26 protein-coding genes and 1 riboswitch are annotated in these 25,422 nt (G+C 51.3%); of the genes, 21 read left to right on the forward strand and 5 right to left on the reverse strand.

The features are described from left to right. Nucleotides 1–69 precede the first annotated feature (69 nt). Both msrB and DFP97_RS01075 read left to right on the forward strand, forming a co-directional pair. Nucleotides 70–1,002 carry a peptide-methionine (R)-S-oxide reductase MsrB gene (gene msrB, locus DFP97_RS01070; RefSeq protein ID WP_114378328.1) on the forward strand — a complete coding sequence of 311 codons (933 nt, stop codon included), beginning with the start codon at nucleotides 70–72 and terminating at the stop codon, nucleotides 1,000–1,002. Between the two features lie 26 nt (nucleotides 1,003–1,028). Continuing rightward, entirely contained in the window at nucleotides 1,029–1,601 is a 573-nt protein-coding gene (locus DFP97_RS01075; protein WP_114378119.1) for a nitroreductase family protein, read from the forward strand. Nucleotides 1,602–1,833: 232 nt separating this feature from the next. Here the strand turns inward: DFP97_RS01075 and DFP97_RS01080 are convergent, their stop codons facing one another. Both DFP97_RS01080 and DFP97_RS30530 read right to left on the reverse strand, forming a co-directional pair. Then, complete coding sequence (locus DFP97_RS01080) at nucleotides 1,834–2,088, reverse strand: LysM peptidoglycan-binding domain-containing protein (RefSeq protein ID WP_181873303.1); 255 nt, start codon at nucleotides 2,086–2,088, stop codon at nucleotides 1,834–1,836. Between the two features lie 432 nt (nucleotides 2,089–2,520). Further along, nucleotides 2,521–2,620, forward strand: a riboswitch (purine riboswitch). After that, complete coding sequence (locus DFP97_RS30530) at nucleotides 2,598–2,822, reverse strand: hypothetical protein (protein WP_181873304.1); 225 nt, start codon at nucleotides 2,820–2,822, stop codon at nucleotides 2,598–2,600. (Overlaps the previous riboswitch by 23 nt.) A gap of 154 nt (nucleotides 2,823–2,976) precedes the next feature. Between DFP97_RS30530 and purE the strand changes: the two genes are divergently transcribed. The 5 genes from purE to DFP97_RS30535 are packed head-to-tail and all read left to right on the forward strand — an operon-like array spanning nucleotide 2,977 to nucleotide 7,047. Beyond that, entirely contained in the window at nucleotides 2,977–3,462 is a 486-nt protein-coding gene (purE, locus tag DFP97_RS01085) for a 5-(carboxyamino)imidazole ribonucleotide mutase (RefSeq protein ID WP_114378329.1), read from the forward strand. Continuing rightward, a complete protein-coding gene (gene purK / locus DFP97_RS01090; protein ID WP_114378121.1) occupies nucleotides 3,459–4,634 on the forward strand; it encodes a 5-(carboxyamino)imidazole ribonucleotide synthase in 1,176 nt (391 codons plus the stop codon). The genes purE and purK overlap by 4 nt, the downstream gene beginning before the upstream one ends. 7 nt (nucleotides 4,635–4,641) lie before the next feature. Next, complete coding sequence (gene purB, locus DFP97_RS01095) at nucleotides 4,642–5,937, forward strand: adenylosuccinate lyase (RefSeq protein ID WP_114378122.1); 1,296 nt, start codon at nucleotides 4,642–4,644, stop codon at nucleotides 5,935–5,937. Nucleotides 5,938–5,952: 15 nt separating this feature from the next. Then, on the forward strand, nucleotides 5,953–6,849 hold the full coding sequence (locus tag DFP97_RS01100; protein ID WP_114378123.1) for a phosphoribosylaminoimidazolesuccinocarboxamide synthase: 897 nt from the start codon (nucleotides 5,953–5,955) through the stop codon (nucleotides 6,847–6,849). A 21-nt stretch (nucleotides 6,850–6,870) separates the two neighbouring features. Next, nucleotides 6,871–7,047, forward strand: a complete 177-nt coding sequence (locus DFP97_RS30535) for a hypothetical protein (protein WP_181873305.1) — start codon at nucleotides 6,871–6,873, stop codon at nucleotides 7,045–7,047. A 101-nt stretch (nucleotides 7,048–7,148) separates the two neighbouring features. Here DFP97_RS30535 and DFP97_RS30375 read toward each other — a convergent pair whose 3' ends face one another. Then, nucleotides 7,149–7,511, reverse strand: coding sequence for a hypothetical protein (locus DFP97_RS30375; RefSeq protein WP_147275006.1), 363 nt, complete (start codon nucleotides 7,509–7,511; stop codon nucleotides 7,149–7,151). Between the two features lie 76 nt (nucleotides 7,512–7,587). Between DFP97_RS30375 and purS the strand changes: the two genes are divergently transcribed. The 14 genes from purS to DFP97_RS01175 all read left to right on the forward strand — a co-directional run bounded on the left by purS (nucleotide 7,588) and on the right by DFP97_RS01175 (nucleotide 23,152). Continuing rightward, nucleotides 7,588–7,830: a phosphoribosylformylglycinamidine synthase subunit PurS gene (gene purS, locus DFP97_RS01110; protein WP_114378125.1), complete on the forward strand. Its 243-nt coding sequence runs from the start codon at nucleotides 7,588–7,590 to the stop codon at nucleotides 7,828–7,830. Between the two features lie 4 nt (nucleotides 7,831–7,834). Beyond that, the gene (gene purQ / locus DFP97_RS01115) at nucleotides 7,835–8,530 is read left to right on the forward strand and encodes a phosphoribosylformylglycinamidine synthase subunit PurQ (protein WP_114378126.1); all 696 of its coding nucleotides are present in this window, start codon (nucleotides 7,835–7,837) and stop codon (nucleotides 8,528–8,530) included. After that, complete coding sequence (gene purL, locus DFP97_RS01120; RefSeq protein ID WP_114378127.1) at nucleotides 8,508–10,751, forward strand: phosphoribosylformylglycinamidine synthase subunit PurL; 2,244 nt, start codon at nucleotides 8,508–8,510, stop codon at nucleotides 10,749–10,751. Before purQ ends, purL begins: the two co-directional genes overlap by 23 nt. Then, entirely contained in the window at nucleotides 10,736–12,217 is a 1,482-nt protein-coding gene (gene purF / locus DFP97_RS01125; protein ID WP_114378128.1) for an amidophosphoribosyltransferase, read from the forward strand. The genes purL and purF overlap by 16 nt, the downstream gene beginning before the upstream one ends. A 66-nt stretch (nucleotides 12,218–12,283) precedes the next feature. Beyond that, nucleotides 12,284–13,327, forward strand: coding sequence for a phosphoribosylformylglycinamidine cyclo-ligase (gene purM / locus DFP97_RS01130; RefSeq protein ID WP_114378129.1), 1,044 nt, complete (start codon nucleotides 12,284–12,286; stop codon nucleotides 13,325–13,327). Then, the gene (gene purN / locus DFP97_RS01135; protein ID WP_114378130.1) at nucleotides 13,327–13,938 is read left to right on the forward strand and encodes a phosphoribosylglycinamide formyltransferase; all 612 of its coding nucleotides are present in this window, start codon (nucleotides 13,327–13,329) and stop codon (nucleotides 13,936–13,938) included. Before purM ends, purN begins: the two co-directional genes overlap by 1 nt. A 184-nt stretch (nucleotides 13,939–14,122) precedes the next feature. Beyond that, on the forward strand, nucleotides 14,123–15,670 hold the full coding sequence (purH, locus tag DFP97_RS01140) for a bifunctional phosphoribosylaminoimidazolecarboxamide formyltransferase/IMP cyclohydrolase (protein ID WP_114378131.1): 1,548 nt from the start codon (nucleotides 14,123–14,125) through the stop codon (nucleotides 15,668–15,670). Between the two features lie 49 nt (nucleotides 15,671–15,719). Continuing rightward, a complete protein-coding gene (purD, locus tag DFP97_RS01145; protein WP_114378132.1) occupies nucleotides 15,720–16,985 on the forward strand; it encodes a phosphoribosylamine--glycine ligase in 1,266 nt (421 codons plus the stop codon). Between the two features lie 492 nt (nucleotides 16,986–17,477). Then, a complete protein-coding gene (gene phnD, locus DFP97_RS01150) occupies nucleotides 17,478–18,419 on the forward strand; it encodes a phosphate/phosphite/phosphonate ABC transporter substrate-binding protein (protein ID WP_114378133.1) in 942 nt (313 codons plus the stop codon). 2 nt (nucleotides 18,420–18,421) lie between these two features. Then, the gene (gene phnE, locus DFP97_RS01155) at nucleotides 18,422–19,168 is read left to right on the forward strand and encodes a phosphonate ABC transporter, permease protein PhnE (protein ID WP_114378134.1); all 747 of its coding nucleotides are present in this window, start codon (nucleotides 18,422–18,424) and stop codon (nucleotides 19,166–19,168) included. 2 nt (nucleotides 19,169–19,170) lie between these two features. After that, complete coding sequence (gene phnC / locus DFP97_RS01160) at nucleotides 19,171–19,977, forward strand: phosphonate ABC transporter ATP-binding protein (protein ID WP_245975811.1); 807 nt, start codon at nucleotides 19,171–19,173, stop codon at nucleotides 19,975–19,977. After that, on the forward strand, nucleotides 19,955–21,007 hold the full coding sequence (gene selD, locus DFP97_RS01165; protein WP_114378136.1) for a selenide, water dikinase SelD: 1,053 nt from the start codon (nucleotides 19,955–19,957) through the stop codon (nucleotides 21,005–21,007). Before phnC ends, selD begins: the two co-directional genes overlap by 23 nt. A 27-nt stretch (nucleotides 21,008–21,034) precedes the next feature. Then, complete coding sequence (gene mnmH / locus DFP97_RS01170; protein ID WP_114378137.1) at nucleotides 21,035–22,084, forward strand: tRNA 2-selenouridine(34) synthase MnmH; 1,050 nt, start codon at nucleotides 21,035–21,037, stop codon at nucleotides 22,082–22,084. A gap of 246 nt (nucleotides 22,085–22,330) precedes the next feature. Continuing rightward, nucleotides 22,331–23,152 (forward strand): alpha/beta hydrolase, encoded by an 822-nt coding sequence (locus DFP97_RS01175; protein ID WP_114378138.1) that lies wholly within the window; start codon nucleotides 22,331–22,333, stop codon nucleotides 23,150–23,152. Between the two features lie 4 nt (nucleotides 23,153–23,156). Here the strand turns inward: DFP97_RS01175 and DFP97_RS01180 are convergent, their stop codons facing one another. Then, the gene (locus DFP97_RS01180) at nucleotides 23,157–23,885 is read right to left on the reverse strand and encodes a LytR/AlgR family response regulator transcription factor (RefSeq protein ID WP_114378139.1); all 729 of its coding nucleotides are present in this window, start codon (nucleotides 23,883–23,885) and stop codon (nucleotides 23,157–23,159) included. Nucleotides 23,886–23,901: 16 nt separating this feature from the next. Next, on the reverse strand, nucleotides 23,902–25,161 hold the full coding sequence (locus DFP97_RS01185; protein WP_114378140.1) for a sensor histidine kinase: 1,260 nt from the start codon (nucleotides 25,159–25,161) through the stop codon (nucleotides 23,902–23,904). Between the last annotated feature and the right edge of the window lie 261 nt (nucleotides 25,162–25,422).

Consider the following 25,422-nt stretch of genomic DNA (forward strand, 5'->3'; position numbering starts at 1 on the left):
ATCAGGAGGGTGATCAGCTTGGATCAACCAATCGTAAATAAGAGCAGTAACCGCAAAGAGGAGAAGGCGATGTTTGCAGGAGGCTGCTTCTGGTGCATGGTTTCGCCGTTTGAAGAAATGCCCGGCATCATATCGGTCGTATCCGGTTATACGGGCGGCCACACCGTAAACCCAACCTACCAGGAGGTTTGCTCAGAGACAACGGGTCATACCGAAGCGGTACAAATCACGTACGATCCGCAGGTGTTTCCTTACGAGAAACTGCTTGATATATTTTGGCGGCAAATCGATCCGACCGACGAGGGCGGCCAGTTCCATGACCGTGGCGAATCGTACCGGACCGGCATCTATTATTATAACGAGGAGCAGCATAAGCTGGCCGTGGCTTCCAAGCAGGCGCTTGAAGCGAGCGGTCGCTTCGACAAGCCGATCGTGACGGAAATCGAGCCGGCCCAAACGTTTTATCCCGCTGAAGATTACCATCAGGGCTATCACAAAACGAATCCGTACCGTTACAAAATGTACCGCAAGGGCTCCGGGCGCGACGCGTTTATTTCACGGCATTGGACGGTAAAGAAGGACGCTGAAGAGCTGAAGAAACGTCTAACCCCGATCCAATACGAAGTGACGCAAAACAGCGGTACGGAGCGTCCGTTTACCGGCGAATACTGGGATCATACCGAGGACGGCATTTATGTCGATATCGTATCGGGAGAGCCGCTCTTCAGCTCGCGGGACAAGTATGATGCAGGCTGCGGCTGGCCTAGCTTTACGAAGCCGCTTCAGGCGGCAGCGGTTACGGAGCACACGGATACGAGTCACTACATGGTACGCGTCGAGGTGAGGAGCAAAGAAGGCGATTCGCATTTGGGCCACGTATTTGACGACGGGCCGAAGCCGACGGGACTCCGTTATTGCATTAACTCTGCTTCGCTGAGGTTTGTGCCGAAGGATGCATTGGAGCGGGAAGGGTACGGCGAGTATTTGTTTTTGTTTGAATGATAGAGTGGATTGGAGAGAGGCCGGAAATGAACATCGAAGAAGCCATCCGCACACGGAGAACGATTGGAAGAGTAAAGAAGGACCCGGTTGACCGCGACGTTATTGAGAAGCTGCTTGACGCGGCTACATGGGCGCCGAGTCATCATAATACGCAGCCGTGGTCGTTTATTGTGATGACGGGAGAAGGACGGGCAAAGCTTGCCGAAGGATACGCCCGCGTATCCGCCGCCGCTGTTCCCGGCCTGACTGGACAGCCGCTTGAGGAGCGTCTTGCGAAGGAGCGGGTCAAAGCGTATAGAGCGCCGGTTGTTATCGCTGCGGTATGCTCACCGCCGGGCGATCCGCGTGCCGTGCCCGCTGAAGAGCTTGCCGCAGCCCATGCGGCGGTGCAAAACCTGCTGCTCGCCGCGCATGCTAACGGACTAGGCGCCATTTGGCGCTCGGGCGATCCGATGTATCATCCGCTCATGAAGGAAACGTTCGGGCTCGCGGCGGATGAGCAATTCGTCGGCTTTATTTATATCGGATATCCCGATATGAAAGCGCCGGAGCCGCACCGTACTCCCGCAAGCGCGAAGACGGTCTGGCTCGAGCGGTAAAGTGTACCTCCTATAATGATCAAGTAACAGGATGATCGCGAATAAGGGGCTGTCCCTGAAGGTTAACAACCTTTTGGGACAGCCCCTATTCTGTTACTGCCAAGCTTATCAAGACGAGCTTTTTGACCGTGAAATTTGCGCCGAGTACATTCCCGTAGGCCTCATTAATAACGGCAGAATCGTCTAGGGAGGTAATTGAGCCGTCAGCCTGCACGCGATAGCTGAACGGGCTTTAGTACGTTAAGTATTCACCAGCTTCGTTAACGAGCTCGACGCCTTCAGTGCCAAACTTCTCCGTGTACGCGTTAACTTCTATCGTCGGCTTGGAAGCTTGAGGGATGACGATCGTTTGGCCGGGATAAATTAGTGCGGGATTCGTAATTTGGTTCACCCTGGTCAGGTCCTGCAGCGTAACGCCATATTTCTGAGCGATTGCCCATAAGGTTTCTCCGGCGAGTACCTTACCTAATCTCCTTCGCTGTTTCACTTCATTTTCTTCTTCGTATGCCAAAAAGGGCATTATTATAACTGTATTCAGCGTCAGCCGTTCCTAGTTCGTTCATGAAGAGGCATGGCATCGCGGGAATAATTTGATTTAAAATATAAGAAAGTATAAATATGAACTTTATACGATGCTTATATTTAACCGCGAAACGCAGCTGAGCCTCCAAAGGACGGCGAAGCCGTTTGCGCTTGCTCTTCGTTAATAAGGAAGGAATTCCGGGAAATGGGAATAATACGGAAACATGGGTATAGCAATACCGTCCGACGATACACCTAATTTTGGTCTTACTGTTCTGATTTTCCGTTCGTTTTCTTTAAAAATACGAACCTTTATAAAAGATCCTCTTTCAATGTTCGTATTTTGTTGACAGTAGATTGGGGATTAGATAAACTAGAATAGGTTTGAGGCGGAGCATGCCGCCCAATGTTGAAAGTTCGTATATGTTCGGGAAATGGCCCGAATGTTTCTACCCGGAAACCGTAATTTCCGGACTACGAGCAAGATGAACCGACAAGCGGAAGCGAACCGGAGGTCTCAGGTGAAAGAGGCGCGGTCCGTAACGTCATAGCAGCGCATAAACGCAGCATATAGATGCCCTTTAATTGGACATAGGTTGCCTCTCTTACGGGGCAGCCTTCTGTTGTCTCTTTGGCTAAAGCTGCGCCGCTTACGTCGGATTCATCGAGAAAGAAGTGTAATTGACCCGTATTTCGCATGAAACCGGCCGCAATTACGCTTCCGCTCGGGGTCCGGCGGCATTCCTATTCTATGGTTGCTGACGGGCTTTTTCTGTTTTTTCTACGGTTATGGTTAAATCAATTAAAGTGGTTTAAAGGTTTTTATCTCATATATGAAAGTGGGTTTGATCGCATGTCTGCGAAGGTGGGCGTCATCATGGGCAGCAAATCGGATTGGGACACAATGAAATTAGCCTGCGACGTTCTGGAGGAATTGCAAATTCCTTACGAGAAAAAAGTCGTTTCGGCGCACCGGACGCCGGATCTTATGTTTGAATACGCGGAAACTGCGGTAGAGCGCGGGCTTAAGGTGATTATAGCCGGAGCCGGCGGAGCCGCTCATTTACCCGGCATGGTCGCTGCAAAAACGATTTTGCCGGTTATTGGCGTTCCTGTTAAATCGTCGAATCTAAGCGGGCTTGATTCACTTCTATCCATTGTACAAATGCCGGGCGGCATACCGGTTGCAACGGTAGCGATCGGCAACGCAGGCGGAACAAACGCAGGCTTACTGGCGGCGCAAATGCTAGGAGCTTTTGATCCTGAGGTACAAGCGCGCGTGGAAGCGCGCCGCGAGCGCGTGAAGCAGGAAGTGCTGGAAAGCAGTGAAACGCTATGAGCAACGAGGCGGACAAGCAGCCGGTTAAGACGCTGCTGCCAGGCAGCACGATCGGCATTCTTGGCGGCGGTCAGCTTGGCCGGATGATGGCGAATGCAGGCAGCGCGATGGGCTACCGGTTCGTCGCTCTTGACCCGGCGCCGGATGCGCCGGCCGGACAGGTAGCGGATCAAATCATTGCCGCCTACGACGATCATGAAGCAGCACGTGAGCTGGCTAAGCGATCGGACGTCATCACGTATGAGTTTGAAAATGTCGATGCCGACGTGGCGGCGATGCTGATGGAGGAATCTTACGTACCTCAGGGCAGCGAGCTGCTCTATACGACGCAGCACCGGCTTCGCGAGAAGCGTGCGATAGAAGCGGCAGGCGTGCAAGTAGCCCCATACAGCGAGATTCGCAGCGTTGACGAGCTTCGCGAGGCGGTAGCGCGTTTTGGAACGCCTTGCGTGCTGAAGACAGCGGTGGGCGGCTATGACGGCAAAGGGCAATGGGTCATCCGCAGCGAGGATGAAATCGCGGAAGCGTATGAGACGCTGGCCCGCGCAGGGGTCCAGCTTGTGCTCGAGCAGTTCATTCGCTTCGACAAGGAATTATCGGTTATAGCGGCGCGAAGCCCGCAGGGTGAAATAAAAGCGTTCCCTGCTGCGGAAAATATTCACGTCGATAATATATTGCATTTATCCATCGTCCCGGCGCGAATTAGCGAAGAGGTGCAGCGCGAGGCTGAACAGCTTGCGATGCGGATCGCTGAAGGACTGGGCGTTGTCGGTCTCATAGCAGTGGAGCTGTTTGTTACGGCGGATGGCGAGCTGTTCGTGAACGAGCTTGCTCCGAGGCCGCATAACAGCGGGCATTACACGATGGAGGCTTGCAGGACGTCGCAATTCGAGCAGCATGTGCGCGCGGTTTGCAACCTGCCGCTCGGGGATACGACGCTAATGAGCCCAGTCGTTATGGTAAATGTGCTTGGACAGCATGTCGAGCCGCTGCTTGAGCTCATGTCGCGCAGGGATGAATCGGCGGAACGTCTGGATGTGGCGCCGAAGGTGCACTTGTACGGGAAGAAGGAAGCGGTATTTAAGCGGAAGATGGGTCATGTCAACGTTTTGGCGCCGGACACAGATGCTGCTCTTAGCTGGATTGAAGAAACAACTATTTGGAAGGTGTGAATGATTGATGTTAGAGCGTTACAGCAGACCGGAAATGAGAGCAATTTGGACAGAGGAAAACAAGTTTAGAGCATGGCTCGAGGTTGAGCTTTGCGCATGCGAGGCATGGTCCGAGCTGGGCGTTATTCCGAAGGAAGACGTTGTGGCGCTCCGCAAATCAGCTGACTTTGATATTGACCGGATTTACGAAATCGAGCTGGATACCCGCCATGACGTTATCGCGTTCACCCGCGCCGTATCGGAAAAGGCAGGTCCCGAAGGCAAATGGGTGCACTACGGCCTCACTTCCACAGACGTTGTTGATACTGCAATTGGTTACCTGCTCAAGCAAGCAAACGAGATACTGGTGAAGGACATCGAGCGTTTTATTGAGATCCTTCGCGATAAAGCGATTCAATATAAAGATACGCCAATGATGGGCCGTACTCACGGCGTTCATGCACAGCCTACTACCTTCGGTTTGAAAATGGCGCTATGGTACGAGGAAATGAAGCGTAATCTGGAGCGTTTCCACCATGCGGCTAACAACGTGCAGTTCGGCAAAATGTCCGGTGCTGTCGGTACCTTCGCAGACATCGATCCTTTCGTTGAAGAGTTCGTTTGCAAAAAGCTCGGCATCACACCGGCTCCGATCTCGACGCAAACGCTGCAGCGCGACCGTCACGCTGAATATATGGCGACACTTGCACTGGTGGCTTCATCGCTCGACAAGTTCGCAACTGAAATTCGCGCTCTTCAGAAGAGTGAGTTCCGTGAAGTCGAAGAGCCGTTCGCAAAAGGTCAAAAGGGCTCGTCGGCAATGCCGCACAAACGGAACCCGATCGGCTGCGAGAACATTTCAGGCTTGTCCCGCGTGATCCGCGGGCATATGGTCACCGCTTATGAGAACATTGCGCTCTGGCATGAGCGTGACATCAGCCATTCGTCGGTTGAACGCATTATTTTGCCGGACGCGACTATGCTGCTTAACTACATGCTGAACCGTTTGGGCAACATCATTAACAACCTGACCGTGTTCCCGGAAAACATGAAGCGCAACATGCAAGCGACATACGGCGTACCATTCTCCGGACGCGTATTGACGAAGCTGATCGACAAAGGCTTCAGCCGTGAGAAGGCTTATGACACGGTTCAGCCCCGCGCGATGCAGGCATGGGAAACGCAGCGTCAGTTCCGTGACATCATCGGCGAGACTGAGGAGATTACAAGCATGCTGACGACCGAAGAAATCGACGATTGCTTCAACCCGGCATGGCATCTGAAGCATGTCGATACGATTTTCACACGTTTGGGATTGATTTAAGGGGAGGCTGGCCTGATGACCGCACAAGCGCAAGCGATATCGACGGCTGTCGATTATATTAAGGCTCCGCTGATCTATAAAGGAAAGGTTCGCGAGCTTTACGATCTTGGCGAGCACTACCTGATCGTCGTAACCGACCGCATCTCGGCTTTCGACTACGTGCTCGACCCGGCTGTACCGGATAAGGGCAACGTGCTTAACCGACTGTCCGCGTACTGGTTCGAGCAAACGGCCGATATTCAAGTCAATCACGTCGTTCATACCGATGTAGAGAAGCTCGGCGATATCGTAACCGAGCCTGAGCTGCTCAAGAACCGCATCATGGTTACCCGCAAAGCGGAGCGCATCGACATCGAATGTGTCGTACGCGGCTATATCACAGGCGGAGGTTGGAGACAATACCAACAAACGTCTGCGATCAACGGCATCGAGCTTCCGGCGGGCATGCGCAAAAACGAACGTTTTGCCGCTCCAATCTTCACGCCCGCAGCGAAAAACGACGTCGGCCACGACGAGGACATCCCGTTCGAAAAAATGGCCGATATGGTCGGCGCCGAGCTTGCTGAAGAGCTTCGCGACCGCAGCATCAAGCTTTATGAGTTCGCTCACGGCTACTGCGCGGAACGCGGCATAATCCTTGCCGATTGCAAATTCGAATTCGGACTCATCGACGGCAAAGTCATTCTTATCGACGAAATTTTTACGCCGGATTCTTCCCGTTTCTGGGCCGAAGGCAATTACGCCCTGGACATCGAGATTGACAGCATGGACAAAGAACCGGTCCGCACTTACCTGCTCGGCTCCGACTGGGACCGCGACAGTAAGCCGGCGCCGCTTCCTGACTCCGTAGTAGCCGAAACAACGGCCCGCTACCGCGATATCTACCGCCGCCTAGTCGGCGTTGAATTATAGAAATACGGGTTTTAACCGTCAGTGAAGCAGCCAGCAAAGCGCGGCTGCAGTACTGACGGTGACAAAGAACTAAATGCCGACGTTATTCAGCAAGAAGGATCGATGGTTGCACAAATAGCGGTAAAAACAGCCGTTATTCCGTTAAGGCTGAACGTAGCTAATAAAATAACAGTAAACAAGGGCCTGATTAAGCAATGAACTGAGCTAGGACGCCCAAACCAACCCTATAACGCCCAAAAGTACCGCTATTCGCAGCTAACCAGTCATTCTGGCTGAAATAACCCAACATTTACCGTTATTTAGCCCCCGCCCGAGAAGGCGCTGGGTAGCTGACGCGAAAGAAACAGCGTAACAAGCGGCAGGCGTTGCGCCTGCAGCGCATGCAGGCAGCCAGCGAGCACGCTGCTGCACCATGAATCTCTAGGTGGCCAGCGACAAGCACGGCCACGCAATAAAGGCTCGCAGCCAGCTGCAAGCGCGGCTGCTCCCATGCTTCGCTCCCATGCTTCACCGACCATCCTCGCAAAGGTTTTTATGGAAATGTGGCGAGCTCGGAGAGCGGGGGTTGTTGCCGTAGAGCGACAGCGATCGCTTCTTGAAGCCGGGAAATTACCGCATAGCGTGTAATCAGAATTTCCCGGCTTCGAAAGCGACGTAGGCAATAACCCACGCGCCCGAGCGACCATCACATTTTTATAACTATCATTTCGAGAAAAACCACATTTTCAGGAGGCTACTATGAAGGCAACCGTCTACGTCACCATCAAACAAAACGTTTTAGATCCGCAAGGAACCGCTGTACAAGGCGCGCTTCACTCGCTCGGCTTCTCCGAAGTCGGCAAAGTGCGCATCGGCAAATACTTGGAAGTTGAGCTGGACACGAACGATCGCGCAGAAGCGGAAACGCGCGTAAAAGCGATGTGCGAAAAGCTGTTCGCGAACACGGTTGTAGAAGACTACCGTTTTGAGCTGGAGGGATAAGGCGATGAAGTTTGCGGTACTCGTATTTCCCGGCTCCAACTGCGATATCGATTGCTACAAAGCAGTGGAAGACACCATCGGCCAGTCCGTTGACTACGTTTGGCATACAGCTACGGACCTTTCCGCATATGACGCTATTCTAGTGCCTGGAGGCTTCTCCTACGGCGACTACCTGCGCTGCGGCGCGATTGCCCAGTTTGCGGCAGTGATGAATGAAGTGAAAAAAGCGGCTGAAGCAGGCAAGTATATCCTTGGCATCTGCAACGGTTTTCAAATTTTGACGGAAGCAGGCCTTCTGCCTGGCGCATTGATCCGCAACAACGGATTGAAATTCGTGTGCCAGCAGGAGCAGCTTGAAGTGGTGAACAACAAGACAGCCTTCACAAACCAATATTCGCAAGGCGAAATGATAAATATTCCGATCGCGCACGGCGAAGGCAACTACTACTGTGACGATGCAACACTGGCTGAGCTCAAGTCGAACAACCAAATCGTTTTCCGCTATGCGGGCGATACGAACCCTAACGGATCGGTTGAGAACATTGCGGGTATCAGCAACAAAGCGGGCAACGTGGTAGGCATGATGCCGCATCCGGAGCGCGCGATTGACCAATTGTTAGGCTCGGAAGACGGCAAACGGATGTTTACATCGATTTTGAATGCATGGAGGGAACAACATGGCGCAGCAGTTAACGGCTAAGGAACCGACGGCGGAGCAAATTGCCGATCAACGGATATACAGCCAATTTGGTGTATCGGATTATGAATACGAGCTTATTTGCGGCTTTCTCGGCCGTAAGCCCAACTACACGGAGATTGGCGTATTCAGCGTCATGTGGTCGGAGCACTGCTCATACAAAAACTCCAAGCCGATTTTGAAAAAGTTCCCGGTCACAGGACCCCGCGTTCTGATGGGACCAGGCGAAGGGGCGGGTATCGTTGACATCGGCGACAACCAAGCGGTCGTATTCAAAATCGAATCGCATAACCATCCTTCTGCGGTCGAGCCTTTCCAAGGCGCGGCAACAGGCGTAGGCGGCATTATCCGCGACATTTTCTCCATGGGCGCACGTCCTATCGCGTTGCTGAACAGCTTGCGTTTCGGACGCCTTGAGAATGAGCGCGTTAAATATTTGTTCGAGCATGTCGTTAGCGGTATTGCCGGCTATGGTAACTGTATCGGTATCCCGACAGTGGCCGGCGAAGTCATGTTCGATGAGAGCTACGAAGGCAACCCGCTCGTTAACGCAATGTGCGTCGGTCTTATCGATCACGATAAAATTCAGCGCGGCGTCGCAAAAGGGGTAGGCAACCCGGTTTTCTACGTTGGACCTGCAACCGGCCGCGACGGTATTCACGGCGCAACCTTTGCATCCGTCGAGCTGTCTGAAGAGTCCGAAGAGAAACGTACCGCGGTACAAGTCGGCGATCCGTTCATGGAGAAGCTCGTTATGGAAGCTACTCTTGAGCTCATCGATTCCGGCATCGTACTCGGTATTCAAGATATGGGTGCAGCGGGCCTAACATGCTCCAGCGCTGAGATGGCTTCCAAAGCAGGTAACGGCCTTGAGCTTTACCTCGACGAAGTGCCGCAGCGCGAAACAGGCATGACGCCTTATGAAATGATGCTTTCCGAGTCGCAAGAGCGTATGCTCTTCGTCGTTGAGCCTCAGCATGAAGCGCAAGCGAAAGAAATTTTTGACCGTTGGGGCATCATTTGCGCAAAAGTGGGCAAAGTGACGGATGACGGACGTCTCCGCTTGTTCCACAAAGGCGAAGAGGTTGCCGATATGCCGGTTAAAGCGCTCGTTGACGAGTGCCCGGTATACGACAAGCCATCGAAAGAGCCTGCTTACTACAGCGAAAATGCAGCAGTAGACACAACGGCTTTTGCAGAAGTAACCGATTTGACCGGCGCTTTGGAGAAGGTTCTTGCTTCCCCGACCGTAGCCAGCAAAGAGTGGGTTTACAATCAATATGACTACATGGTCCGCACATCGACAGCCGTTCAACCGGGCTCCGACGCGGCAGTCGTGACGATTCGCGGCACGCGCAAGGCGCTTGCAATGACGACGGACTGCAACGGACGTTACGTATATCTGGATCCGGAAGTGGGCGGACGTATTGCGGTTGCGGAAGCAGCCCGTAACATCGTTTGCTCCGGCGCAGAGCCGCTTGCGGTAACGGACAACCTGAACTTCGGTAACCCGGAGAAGCCGGAAGTGTTCTGGCAGCTCGAGAAATCGGCAGACGGCATGTCCGAGGCTTGTGTTACATTGAACACGCCGGTTATCGGCGGTAACGTAAGCTTGTACAACGAGAACGCGAAGGGCGCTATTTACCCGACACCGGTAATCGGTATGGTTGGTCTCGTTCACGATATCGATCACATTACGACACAAGGCTTCAAAGCGGAAGGCGACGTTATTATCCTTGTTGGCGAGACGAAAGCCGAGCTTGGCGGAAGCGAATTGCAGTATGTGTTGGAAGGCGCGGCAGCAGGACGTCCTCCTGAGATTGATCTCGCTACAGAGAAGAAGGTTCTTGATGCCGTTCTTGGCGCTATTCAAAAAGGTCTCGTAGCATCGGCGCATGACCTGTCCGAGGGCGGTATTGCGGTTGCAGTAGCAGAATCCTGCATCAGCGGCCGTCTCGGCGCGGAAGTTTCGTTAACAACCGATCTGCGCGCTGACCACCTGTTGTTCAGTGAATCGCAATCGCGCATCTTGCTGTCGGCGAAGCCGGAGCAAGCGGCAGCATTGCAAGCATGGTTGACGGAGCAAGGCGTCGTTCAAACACAAATCGGTAACGTCAAAGGCAGCAGCCTGACCATTAACGTAAACGGAAAAGCCGGCATTCAGGCGCCGGTACAACAACTGGAGAAGGTCTGGAAGGATGCGATTCCATGTCTGATGAAATAAGCCAGCAGCCTTTGCTGTGGACGGGAAATCACTATAACGAAGGCATTGGCCGTGACGATATTTTTGATAAATTGCGTGAGGAATGCGGCGTATTCGGGGTATTCAATCTCCCCGAAGCGTCGAACCTGTCTTACTACGGCCTTCATGCGCTTCAGCACCGCGGCGAAGAAAGCTCGGGCATCTGTACGGTTGATACGAAGAACGGTAAAAAGTTCTCCTATCACCGCGGCATGGGGCTCGTAAAGGAAGTATTCGACAAGGAGAAGCTGGATATGCTGGCGGGCGACCGTGCCATCGGTCATGTCCGTTACTCGACGGCAGGGGAGAGCAAGCTTGCCAATGCGCAGCCGCTTATTTTCCGCTATCGTGACGGTGACCTTGCGGTTGCTACGAACGGCAACATCGTGAACGCGCCTGAAATCCGCCATGAGCTTGAGATGCAGGGCTCGATCTTCCAAACGTCCAGCGACACGGAAGTTATCGCGCATCTGATCGCACGCTCGCCGAAGGATTTCGAGACGGCTGCCAAGGAAGCTTTGCAGCGTATTATCGGCGGCTTTGCCTTCCTGATCATGACGAATGATAAGCTGATCGTTGCTTCCGATCCCAACGGACTGCGTCCGCTTGTTATGGGCCGCATCGGCGACGGCTTCGTATTTTCATCTGAATCATGTGCATTCGAGACGATCGGAGCGGCATATGAGCGTGATGTTCAGCCGGGCGAGATGTTGATTTTTGACGCTGACGGTATGCGCGAGGACCGTTATGCTGAAGTAGAGCGACGCGCGACCTGCGCGATGGAATACATTTATTTTGCCCGCCCGGACAGTGACATTAATGGCATTAACATTCACTCTGCGCGTAAACGGATGGGCCGCCAGCTGGCGATCGAATCATTCGTCGATGCAGACATTGTAACCGGTGTTCCCGATTCGAGTATTTCGGCGGCGATCGGTTACGCAGAGCAGACCGGCATCCCTTACGAGCTTGGTTTGATCAAAAACAAATATACCGGCCGGACCTTCATCCAGCCTTCTCAAGAGCTTCGCGAGAAGGGTGTCAAAATGAAGCTGTCCGCCGTTCGTAAAGTCGTAGAAGGCAAGCGCGTCGTTATGATTGACGATTCGATCGTACGCGGGACAACGTCGCTGCGTATCGTGAACCTGCTTCGCGAAGCGGGCGCGACCGAGGTGCATGTGCGGATCACATCCCCTCCTTTCAAAAACCCTTGCTACTACGGCATAGATACACCAGACCGCAAAGAATTAATCGCTTCTTACCGGACGGTCGAGGAAATTCGGAAGCAAATCAATGCGGATTCTTTATCTTTTTTAAGCGATGAAGGCTTTATTGATTCGGTGGGCGGCAATGACGGAGCTTATAATCGCGGCATGTGCATGGCATGCTTTAATAACGACTATCCGACGCCGGTTAACGAAGAATCGGATAAAAGCTGCAGCTGTTAATATTTTTAAAGCATAAGCTTACGAAGCAAGATTTTGTTTCACAAAACTTTAAGGAGTTGACCGAGAGTGTCAGAAGCGTACAAAAAAGCCGGCGTCGATATTGCGGCGGGCAACGAAGCGGTAGAACGGATGAAGAAGCACGTGAAGCGGACTTACCGCCCGGAGGTGCTTGCAGAGCTTGGCGGCTTCGGCGGACTGTTCAGCTTGAACAAGGATAAGTATGAGGAGCCTGTGCTCGTATCCGGAACGGATGGCGTCGGCACGAAGCTGAAGCTTGCTTTTGCCATGGACAAGCATGACACGATCGGCATCGATGCCGTTGCGATGTGCGTGAACGACATTATCGTACAAGGCGCGGAACCGTTGTTTTTCCTCGATTACCTGGCTTGCGACAAGGTCGTGCCGGAGAAAATCGAAGCGATTGTCAAAGGGATTTCGGACGGCTGCTTACAAGCAGGCTGTTCGTTAATCGGCGGCGAAACGGCTGAAATGCCGGGCATGTACTCCGAGGGAGAATATGATATCGCCGGCTTTACGGTAGGGATCGTAGACAAGAAAAAAATGATCGACGGCTCCACGATTGCAGCTGGCGACGCGGTCATCGGCTTCGCATCCAGCGGCATTCACAGCAACGGATTCTCGCTCGTCCGCCGTTTGCTGCTTGAAGAAGCAGGCTATTCGCTTGATCAAGAGCTCGCTGAGCTTGGCGGCGCTAAGCTGGGCGATGTGTTGATCGAACCGACGCGAATCTACGTTAAATCTGCGCTTAAGCTGATCGAGCAAGTGAACGTGAAGGGTATGGCACATATTACGGGCGGCGGTTTCATCGAAAATATTCCGCGCGTTCTGCCTGATGGCGTTAACGTGGATATCGAGTACGGCTCATGGCCGATTTTGCCGATTTTTGAGCTGATGCAAAATAAAGGCGGCATCACGAATCGTGACATGTTCACGACTTTCAATATGGGTATCGGTTTGGTTGTTGTCGTTCCGGCTGACCAAGCAAATGAGGCTCTCCGCATTGCGGCTGAGCTTGGTGAGCAGGCTTACCGTATCGGAACGGTTACGGAAGGAAGCCGCATCGTGACGTTTACGGGAGCGGACGTATAATGGGAGCACTTCGCATCGCCGTATTCGCCTCGGGACAAGGTACGAACTTCCAAGCGATTGCGGATGCGGTGCAGGAGGGGAAGCTCGATGTAACCATCGAGCTTCTTGTTTGTGATAAGCCGGCCGCTCCGGTTGTCGAGCGTGCGCGGAAGGCTGGCGTGGACACGTTCCTGTTCACGCCGAAGGAGTATCCGTCCCGTGAAGCGTATGAGACGGAAATTATTGTCGAGTTAGAACGGCGCGGCATAGAGCTGATCGTGCTTGCGGGCTATATGCGCATCATCACGTCAGTGCTGGTTGAGCCGTATTACGGCCGGATGATTAACATCCATCCGGCGCTGCTGCCGGCTTTTCCCGGCGTGAACGGCATCGGGCAGGCGCTCTCATATGGCGTCAAGCTGACCGGCGTCACCGTCCACTATGTGGACGGCGGCATGGACAGCGGGCCGATTATCGCGCAGCGCGCAGTTGAAGTGTTGGACGATGATACGCAGAGCTCGCTCACCGAGCGCATTCAAGCAGCAGAACAGGCGCTGCTGCCGGAAGTCATCCAGCATATCGCGCAGGGGCGCGTTTCGCTGGATGGACGGCATGTGACAGTGCGCCGGTAAATGGCGCGGCAGGCTGATGGAATAGAGCTAAAAATTAGCGTTATTTACTAACTTAGATTAGTTTGGGCTTACTTAATAGCGCTAATAATTAGCGCTATTGGTCTCGGAAGCGGCGGAATTGAGCTCAGTCATTGGTTGAGATACAGAGATATAAGCTTGGTTAAATAGATGAGGAGGTATTTGCGTGGCTATTCGTAGAGCGTTGATTAGTGTTTCCGATAAGTCGGGAATCGTGGAGTTTTCCAGGGAGTTAGCGAATCAAGGTGTGCAAATTATTTCGACGGGCGGTACGTTCAGCCTGCTGCAGAAGGAAGGCGTTCCGGTTATCGGTATATCCGATGTGACGGGCTTCCCGGAAATTTTGGATGGACGTGTAAAAACGCTGCATCCGGCAGTACATAGCGGATTACTGGCTGTACGCGACGACGAAGAGCATCAGAAGGCGATGGAAGAGCTGGGGCTGGATTATATTGACCTCGTTATTGTAAACCTGTACCCGTTCAAAGAAACGATTGCAAAGCCGGATGTCACTTATGAGGACGCGATCGAGAATATCGATATCGGCGGCCCGACGATGCTTCGCTCGGCAGCTAAAAACCATGCATTCGTAACCGTTGTAGTTGACGCTGGCGACTACGCTACGATTCTTGAAGAAGTGAAAGCGCAAGGCGACACGACCCTCGAAACGCGCAAACGTCTTGCTGCAAAAGTATTCCGTCACACGGCAGCTTACGATTCCCTTATTTCCGATTACCTTTCGAAGCAAATGGGCGAGCCGCTTCCGGAGACTTATACTGTGACCTACGAGAAGGTTCAGGATCTTCGTTACGGCGAAAACCCGCACCAGAAGGCAGCATTTTACAAGAAGCCGCTTGCAGCAGCAGGCAACGTCACAACGGCTGAGCAGCTGCACGGCAAAGAGCTTTCCTACAACAACATCAACGACGCGAACGCTGCGCTTGCGATTCTTAAAGAATTCGATGAGCCGGCAGTTGTAGCCGTTAAGCATATGAACCCTTGCGGCGTAGGTATCGGCGCGACGATTCACGAAGCTTATCAAAAAGCGTACGCAGCGGATCCGACATCGATCTTCGGCGGTATCGTAGCGGCTAACCGTACGATTGGCGCGGACACGGCTGAGCTGCTCGGCAGCATCTTCCTCGAAATCATTATTGCGCCTGACTATACGCCGGAAGCGCTTGAAGTGCTGACTAAGAAGAAGAACATCCGTTTACTTAAACTGGGTGAGCTGTCCGCAGCTGGCGAGCGCAAGCCGAAATGGCTTGTAACCTCAGTTGATGGCGGCATGCTTGTACAAGAAAGCGACGTTCACAGCTTGACTGAAGCGGATCTGCAATTTGTAACTGACCGCAAGCCGACAGAGGAAGAGCTGAAGCAGCTCTTGTTCGGCTGGAAGGTTGTTAAGCACGTGAAATCGAATGCGATCCTTCTCGCGAAGGATGACATGACAGTAGGCGTTGGCGCAGGCCAAATGAACCGCGTTGGCGCGGCCCGCATTGCAATCGAGCAAGCTGGTGAAGCGGCAAAAGGAGCAGCGCTGGCATCCGACGCATTTTTCCCGATGGGCGATACGGTTGAGCTTGCGGCCAAAGCTGGGATTACGGCGATCATCCAACCGGGCGGTTCGATTAAGGACGAAGAGTCGATCGCAGCAGCTAACGCGAACAACATTGCAATGGTATTCACTGGCGTGCGTCACTTCAAACATTAATAAACGGTTTAATAAGGCTTTTACCAAGTAACTTGGGAGGTTAGCACATATGCGCATTTTGGTCATTGGCGGCGGCGGACGGGAGCATGCGATCGTTTGGGCGCTGAAAAAAAGCGAGAAGGTTAAGGAAGTTTTTTGTGCGCCGGGTAATGCCGGTATTGCACAGCTTGCCGAATGTGTGCCGATAGCGGTGGGACAATTCGATGAACTAATCCGTTTCGCGAAGGATGCGGCGGTCGATCTCGTGTTCGTAGGTCCGGATGATCCGCTTGCGGACGGCATCGTAGACGCTTTTGAAGCAGCAGGCATTCAAACGTACGGTCCTCGCAAAAACGCGGCGGAAATCGAGGGCAGCAAAATTTTTATGAAAAATTTGCTGAAGAAATACAACATCCCGACCGCGAAGTACGAAACGTTCACGGATTATGAATCGGCTTCCGCCTATCTGCGCGAGCAATCTGCTCCGATCGTAATTAAAGCAGACGGTTTAGCGGCAGGAAAGGGCGTAACGGTTGCCGCTACGCTTGAAGAAGCGGAGCTGGCGCTGCGCGAAGCAATGGTCGATAAAGTATTCGGCGAGGCGGGCAACCAAATCGTAATCGAGGAGTTTCTCGAGGGACAAGAAATGTCGATTCTCGCATTCGTAGACGGCGAGACCGTGCGTGCTATGGTTCCTGCACAGGATCATAAGCCGATATTTGACGGCGACAAAGGTCCGAACACAGGCGGCATGGGCACTTATACACCGCTGCCTCATATCGATCAAGCCATCATTGACGAATCGATCGAAAATATCATTATTCCTACCGCTAAGGCAATGGTCAGCGAAGGCCGTCCATTCCGCGGCGTTCTGTTTGCAGGCCTTATGATTACAAAAGACGGTCCGAAAACAATCGAGTTCAACGCGCGCATGGGCGATCCGGAAACGCAGGTCGTATTGCCTCGTTTGGAAACGGATCTGGTCGATATCGTGCTTGCTTCGCTTAACGGCCGATTGGATCAGCTTGATATCCAGTGGAGTGACGAGGCGGCTGTATGCGTCGTAGTCGCATCGGAGGGTTACCCGGCATCGTATCCGAAAGGCCGCGTTATTACAGGTCTCGCTGAAGCGGAAGCACAGGGCGCACTTGTATTCCACGCCGGTACGGCTGAGAAGGACGGACAGTTCGTGACGAACGGCGGGCGTGTACTTGGTGTTGTAGGCCGCGGCCGCGACATCGCTGAAGCGCGCGCTCGCGCATACGAAGCAGTCAGTGTGATCAACTTCGAAGGCAAGCAAAACCGTACGGATATCGCGGCAAAAGCGCTCCGTTAGGCATCCGCATCACTAGACTGCTCAATCATCGGATGGGATTTGCAGACTGTATCAGCAGTAGCCAAAGCCCGTCTATATAAAAAGACCAATCCTTTTCGTGTGCTCCGTTGGGCAGCGAAAACGGTTGGTCTTTTTGTTAAGCGGCACAAGGGGTCGTCATTCTTTGTAAAACAGCAAACTGCGTTTAGCTATTACGTAAATAACCGCAATGATCGCTCCTGCGGCAATCAGGAAGGACAGCCAGTGATCGCGTAAATAGGCAATCCATAAAGGCATTTGTCAGCACCTCCTAAGGATTTTTCGAAGAAAAACCAGCTTCATAAGTATGGGCTATCGTAAGCATGTGCTTAGTATGTCCCTAGTGCATTCCAAATTATTGATGCTTTCTAGGAGACGTCTGAACAGTTAACTGAAGCTTCCTTCTTTTTCGACAGAAAATATGTTAATCTCAGGTATTGATAACAATTTTAAAAATAGGAGGAGAAAAGAGAAATGTTCCGAAAACGACAATCCTTTTTGGTTTTAACATGTCTCCTGATCTCTTGCCTGCTCGTGGCCGCTTGCGGTAACCAGAAGAACACGGATACGGGCGAGGCGGCAAATCAAGCCGGACAGAACAATGAGAAGCGCGATGAAATGCTCATCGGTGTGATTCCCGCTCAAGGCAGCAATCAGATGGAGCTTGGTGCGGACAAGCTCGCCAGCTTATTGGCGGAGAAACTGGGATATAACGTACGCGCTGAGATCTACCCGGATTATAACGGCGTGGTTGAGGCGATGGGAGCAGGCAAGGTGCAAATGTCATACCTCGGGCCGCTTACGTACGTGGAAGCCCATGAACGTTATGATGTAAGAGCGATTGTAACGCAGCTTATTGGGGGAAAGCCTTTTTATTACTCCTATTTAATTGCTCCCGCAGATTCTTCTTACAATACGCTCGATGATGTCGTGAAACAAGCGGGAAATATCCGGTTTGCATTTGGCGACATCAGTTCGACCTCGGGAAGCCTTATTCCAGGCATAGCCCTTAAAAAAGCCGGTGTGTTCAAGACCCAGCAGGAGCATCAGTTTAAAAGCGTTACCTACACGGGGGACCATACCTCAACGGCGCTTGCAATTCAAAACAAGATGCAGGATGTAGGAGCCATCGACAGCGCCTACTACAACAACTTAGTAAAGCAGGGGAAGATTGACGGTTCTAAAATCAAAACAATCTGGCAATCGGAAGAGCTTTTCCAATATCCGTGGGCCGTTGTGAACAGCATTTCCGAAAGTGACATTCAAATCATACGGGAGACAATGCTTGCGATTACGGATGCCGACATCTTAAATGCTTTCGGAGGGGCAAGTGGTTTCATAGAAGCGAACAATGAGGACTATGCGTCTATCCGGCAGGCTGCGATAGCTGACGGACGCATCAAGCCGCGGCAATAAACGTGAAAAAAATAGTTGTTGTCGCGGTGGTCGCTGTCCTACTTCTGTGGTCAGGAGCGGGAGTGAGCTTTACTGCCGGATCGTTCGGTGATCTCGGTAATACGTTCCGCTTCATCGCCGAGCATTGGTTTCCTATGGATCTGTCTGATTGGCGAACAGCGCTGAATGCGATGATTGACACACTTGAAATCGCTGTGTTCAGCACGCTCGCTGCCGTATTGTTTGCTTTCCCTCTAAGTTTTCTCGCGGCCAGGAATTGGGCGCCTTATCGCTGGCTGTACGATTCAACAAGATTCTTGTTTAATTTCTTCCGTTCAATACCGGAGCTTGTACTTGCTCTGGTTTTTATCCCGACGCTCGGGCTCGGTCCGATTCCCGCGGTCATGGCACTGATTATTCATAATGTCGGCGTGTTCGGCAAGTTAATATCCGAAACGATCGAGGCGACGGACGACGGACCGCAGGATGCAGTAAAAGCACTCGGCGGAACGAGGCTTCTCGTTGCGGTTTACGGTATTATTCCGCAAATGGTTCCGCTTGTCTTATCCCAATATTTCTACCGGCTTGAGGTGGCGATACGTACAACTTTGATTCTGGGCATCGTCGGTGCGGGCGGGCTAGGTCAGATGCTTTATAACGATTTCAAGCAGTTTATGTATCAAAAAGTGACTTTTGAGGTTCTGCTCATTATGATTTTAGTCACGGCTGTCGATTATCTGGGCGCGTCGATCCGAAAGCGGGTGAAGTAATTGTGCTGGAACTAAAAGGGATTAGTAAAAGATATGCCGGTGAAAAGACATTCGCCCTTAATAGGGTCGATTTGCGTATTATGCCCGGGGAATTCGTGGCTGTGCTCGGCCGCAGCGGAGCAGGCAAATCGTCTTTGATCCGCTGTATCAACCGGCTTGAAGAGCCGGATGCCGGCGAGGTTGTATGGAATGGCCAGTCGATCACTGGCATGAATGCGCGGGAATTGCGCAGCATCCGTGGTGAAATCGGCATGGTTTTCCAGCATTTTAATCTGCTGCCAAGGATGTCTGTTCTCACGAACGTTATCGCGGGAAGCTTTGCAGTCATGCCCCGCTGGCGCAGTCTTATTGGCGCGTTCACACGTGAAGATCGGACACGGGCGCTTTCGGCGCTTCGGGAGGTTGGACTCGAGGAGCTGGCGAAGCGGCGGGTAGAGGATTTGAGCGGCGGGCAAAAACAGCGCGTGGCAATCGCACGCGTACTGATGCAGCAGCCAACGCTTCTGCTCGGCGACGAGCCAATCTCAAGCTTGGACGCGGTTACGGCGAAGCGGGTCATGACGTATATTGCGGGGCTGCACATTGAGCGGGGTATAACAATCGTGCTCAATCTGCATGATGTAGCCATGGCCCGTGCGTACGCCACACGAATTGTCGGGATAACCGCAGGCTGCATTACTTTTGACGATACACCGGAACAATTAGGCGAGGATGAGCTGCGTCTCATCTATCCTCCGGACGAAGAGGATGGCATTAATATTCTTAACCTAGAAAGGAATGAAGTTCATGTCTCAAGAGAGTACAATTAAATTAACGAGTCTGTCAAGCAAAGGGGGCTGCGGCTGCAAAATTGGTCCTGCAGATCTCTCCGAGGTGCTCCGCAACCTTCCGCTATCTGCGCCGAACCCTAATTTGCTTGTCGGGCTTGATACGAGCGATGACGCCGGCGTATACAAGCTAAATGATGAGCTTGCGCTTGTGCAGACGCTTGATTTCTTTACTCCGATCGTAGATGAGCCTTACGCCTTCGGGCAGGTAGCAGCAGCCAATGCGATCAGCGATATTTACGCCATGGGCGGCAAACCGCTAACCGTATTGAATATCGTTGCTTTTCCGATTAGTACGCTTCCCAAGCAGGTTCTGACCGATATTTTGCGAGGCGCTGCGGACAAAGTAAAGGAAGCGGGGGCAACGCTTGTCGGCGGGCATTCCATTGATGACAAAGAGCCAAAATTCGGGCTTGCGGTTACAGGCCTTGTTCATCCGGACAAAGTGCGGACAAACGCAGGAGCGAAACCCGGAGACAAGCTGATTCTGACTAAGCCGATCGGTGTCGGCATTCTCACGACATCCATCAAAAAAGACCAGTTAAATGACGAGGAAATTACAAGGGTAATCGGGGTGATGGCCACGTTGAACAAGGCGGCGGCTGAAACGATGGAGCCTTATGACGTTCATGCTTGCACGGATGTAACCGGCTTTGGCCTTCTGGGCCATGCTTCGGAAATGGCTAAGGGCAGCAAAGTTGGAATTCGGATATCCAAAACGCTGGTACCGGTTCTGCCGCGGGTGCGTGAGTTGGCTGAAGCGGGCTTCGTGCCCGGAGGCACAAAAAATAACTATGCACATCTCGAAGGCTCGGTCACGTTCTCCGAAGAACTGGATCAAATCGATCAATGGATTCTTTGCGACGCGGTTACTTCGGGAGGCTTGTTGATATCGGTAGAACAGGCACAAGCCGAGACGCTGCTGGACAAGCTGCGAATCGCGGGAGTGGACGCGCATCTCATAGGAGAGGTTACCGCCGAACAGCCCGGACATATTACCGTAACTGCTTAGGACCACAATAAAGGAGCTGTAAATGACATGTTTCAGGATCTCACCGTAGCGGAAATACTCGAGCTTCAGCATAAAGGGGAAGTTCAATTAATTGACGTCCGCTCGCCGTCCGAATTTGCAGAGTCTACGATCCCCGGCAGCATTAATATTCCGCTCTTTGACGATGCGGAGAGGGCGGAAGTCGGAACGTTGTACAAGCAAGAAAGCGTGGAAGCCGCCAAAGATAAGGGATTGCAGCTCGTATCACGCAAGCTGCCGGGTTTTATTAGGGCAATCGGAGAAAACGGTCCTCCACACAAAGTTGTGTTTTGCTGGCGGGGCGGGATGAGGAGCAGAACATCGGCCACTCTCGCGTCCCTGATGGGCTTAAAGATGTACCGCCTTAATGGCGGCTTTCGCGCTTACCGCAAATGGGTTGTAGAAACGTTGGAAGGTTTTTCGGAGCTGCCGCACTGTTATGTCATTAACGGATATACCGGCACAGGGAAAACGGAGCTTCTAATCCGATTGCAGGAACGGGGTTACCCCGTTATTAATCTCGAATGGATGGCAGAGCACCGGGGCTCGATTTTCGGGCATATCGGAAAAACGCCGAACAATCAAAAGACGTTTGAATCCCGGTTAGTCCATGAACTTATCCGCTTGAAAAATGCGCCATATCTAATCATCGAAGCGGAAAGCAAACGGGTGGGGAAAGTGGTGCTGCCCGATTTTCTTGTTAAAGCCAAGGAAGAAGGAACAGCATTATTCATTGATATTCCGACCGAGGAAAGAGTTGCGAATATTATAAACGACTACAAGCCTCAGGAGAATAAAGAGGAATTTATTCGTTCATTTGAACGAATTGAGAAGCGGATGCATACGCCGATAGCCGCCGAGGTCCGCAATTCGCTCCAGAATGACCGTTTTAACGAGGCTGCTAAGCTGCTGCTTCTGCATTACTATGATCCGCGTTATCAATATGCGACGGAGCTTTATGAAAAAGAAAGAATGACCGTGTCTGCCTCTAACTTGGATCAAGCTTTGGAAGAAATCATCCGAATTCTTCCTCCACTGACTCAGGGGAAGACTGGTTAATGAATAATAATAGGCAAGGAATATTTAGGAAAAGGTTGTCCCGGGTATTAATTCCCATGGATAACCTTTTTCTTTTTTGGAATGCGAATATGCGGATGGCGGGAGACTAATAACCGTGAACAATTAATTGTATGGGCTGTCAAGGTGATTGACAGGGTGAGAGCTGCGGTGATAATATGGATTTAATATTAAATCACAGTATGTGGGTAGGAATTATTATATATAAGCATGTAGGAGGTCATCGGGATGGAAAAGCACTTGACGCTGCGGCACGACGGGCTTGAGCTTGCGGCAACGCTTCATTACCCTACTGACGGAAACAAAAACGACTCTGAGAAAAAACAGGTCATTATTATATGTCATGGCTTTATTGGCTCAAGGATTGGCGTAGACCGGTTATTCGTCAAGACAGCGCGCGCATTGGCGTCGCAAGGCTCTTATGTTCTGCGCTTTGATTACGGCGGCTGCGGGGAAAGCGGAGGCGATTACGGCTCGCTTGGCTTCGATTCAATGATTGATCAGACGAGAAGCGCGATTGATTATGTAGCGGGCATGGAATGCGTGGATCCGCGCCGTATCGTGTTGCTGGGCCATAGCCTCGGAGGAGCGGTCGCGATTATGACAGCCGTTAAGGACAAACGGGTCAAACGGTTAGTGCTTTGGTCTCCGGTAGCTTATCCTTTTAACGATATCGTACGTATTGTGGGACGCAGCAGCTATGATGAAGCGGTTACGAACGGAAGCTCAGATCATGCAGGCTATACGCTGCAGCCCGTATTCTTCGAGTCGCTGCTGCAGCATCAACCGTTTCAATCCGCAACGAAGTTCGGCGGAGAGGTGCTGCTCATTCATGGCACAAGCGATGAGCTTATTCCGGTTGACTACAGCTTTCTTTACCAGAAGGTGTTTTGGACCCGAAATGAGGGATTATGCGACAAGGAAATTGTTTTTCAAGCCAACCATACCTACTCCAACCGGACGCACCAGGAGGAAGCGATTCGCGTGACTTCGGATTGGCTGAGCGGTCTCGATAAGCAGCAGCAGGAATGGCATAACTGGAGTATATAATTGATTAAAGGATTTGCAGACGATTATATAGTTCAGTCAAATAGGAGCGGCTCAAATGTGCGGTAAAGGAGGAATTTTTAAAATTGAGGACAAATGTCTGGCCAAACGGCTCAATGCGATGAATATGTTTGATATTGACGATATAGCTGCGGTGTGAGCGAATGAAAAAAAACGGGTCCAACCGGTTTTCCAACATTTTTAACGGCTCCGTCGTGGTTAACACTTTTCCCTGCTTTCCGCTTAAATACACCTTGGTTGCTTTGTTTTCAGCGGAAAGAAACACCACTTGTTCCTGTTCAATAACCTCGATTGCATTGCGATTGCGAAAGCTGAGATACGATGTGGACTGGCCATTCGGCTTGTCTATCATTTGCTTGATTCGTTTAAAACATTGATGAAGCCGGTCATGCGTAAACGGCTTGACAATATAATCGGTGGCTTCAATCGCAAAAGCCTCCGATGCATATTGGCTGAACCCGGTAATGAACACGATGCAGAGTTCGGGAAATTGGATGCGCAAAAGCTTCGCGGCCGAAATTCCATTACCGTTAGGCAAATCGATATCCGTAAATAAAACATGAGGCTGGTATTGTTGGACGTACTGCTTCATTTCCGCTCCCGAACTGGCTTCGGCCACCACCTTAAAACCGTTCTCATGCAAAAGCGCAATAAGCTCCTCCCTAAGTTTCGGGTTATCTTCCGCTACGACGGCTAGATATGGCATGTTGGGCATGTTTTTCACCTCTCCTTCATAACGGAATGAAGACCACGAACTTTGTACCAGTCGCTTGTTGGCTCTCTACATCGATATGGCCCCGATACTTAGTTACGAGCCTTTTGACCGTAGCCAAGCCGATCCCTTGATGACTCTCTTTCGTCGTATAGCCCTTGTCGAAAATATTTCCCAAGTTCTCTTCGGGAATCCAGGAATTAACGTTATGTACGCGAATGATCAGCATCGAGTCAAGCATACGATTCAAAGTCACCGTAATGAAGCGGACAGGCGCAGGAGCTTTTAATTCTTCCTCGATTGCATTGTCAAGCAGATTGCCGACGATTTGCACCAGTTCGTAAGATTTGATTTCGAGAGGTGGAATCGTCGTGTACGCGTCGACCTTGATATCAATATGCTCCAAATGAGCGATCTCGACTTTGGTTTGCAATAAAGCTGCCAGAGGCGGATGATCCAATTGCACGAGAAATTCATGCCCCCGAAGCTCCTGATTCAGATCTTTGAGATATTGTTTGACATCCTCATACTCTTCGCGATGAAGTAAACCTGCAATTACCTGAAGGTGATTCGAATAATCATGCCTATGGGCGCGAACGGAAGCGATAAAATCCTCCAGATTGTGCAAATATACTTTTTCGGTGGTGTCGAGTGTTTGCTGTTCGAGTTTCTTCCCAAAGATAATGATGATATAAATAACGACAGCCATAAACATGTCGGTTATTAAGGCGACGATCAAAACATCCCGGCCTGTTGTCTGAGGATTGTCAATCGTTCGGATCATGATCAAATTGATTAGTTCATCATGAAACAGAAAAAGCGCGGTAATGACGATCAAATACTTTTTATATTCTTTGTGCTGTTCCGTGAACCATTTGAAAATCGCGAGCTTTTTGACCGAAAGAAAGATCCCGAGAGCCAATAAGGCGGCGTCGACGGTCCATGCGATATACAGATCCTTAATTGAATATTGAAATAAATCGATTGTAAAAAAAAACATAATAGTCTGAATCGAGGTCCTTATTATGCTTATAAGGAAGGTGACTCTCCAGGAAAAAGGATAAAACATTTTCATGAGCAGTGTGTGAATGAAAATGTTCAGGAGAATACGCAATTCAAACGGAAATTGCAGTTTAAACAGCAGCAAGCTGAACAGCACAAAGATGAGGACAAACCAAAAGGTTTGTCTTTTATATGACTTCCACTCAATGCCGAATAAGGCGAAAATCAAGTAGGTTTGGACCAATGCATCTGGGATGACGATCCAAATCGTGAGCATGTGTTTTAAGCCCCCTAAATTAACAAATTGTGGAGCCTTAACTTACATTAAAGTACATATGTTAACTGAATGTAATTTGAAAGTGTAAAACATGTAAATGCTGGCAAAATACACGAAAATCCCGATATTTTGAGTCGAAAGTCCTGCTCAGTCCTCCTTTCATTCATCCATCCCTCCAAATCTTTCATTCGTCGTTTCGTTCGGACGTGTCGTCCTGAAAATATAGACAGCATCCTACTTCGTCTTGTAAGTTAGAGCAGC

Origin of the sequence: Paenibacillus prosopidis (assembly GCF_003337375.1) — a bacterium.
Lineage (GTDB): Bacteria > Bacillota > Bacilli > Paenibacillales > Paenibacillaceae > Pristimantibacillus > Pristimantibacillus prosopidis.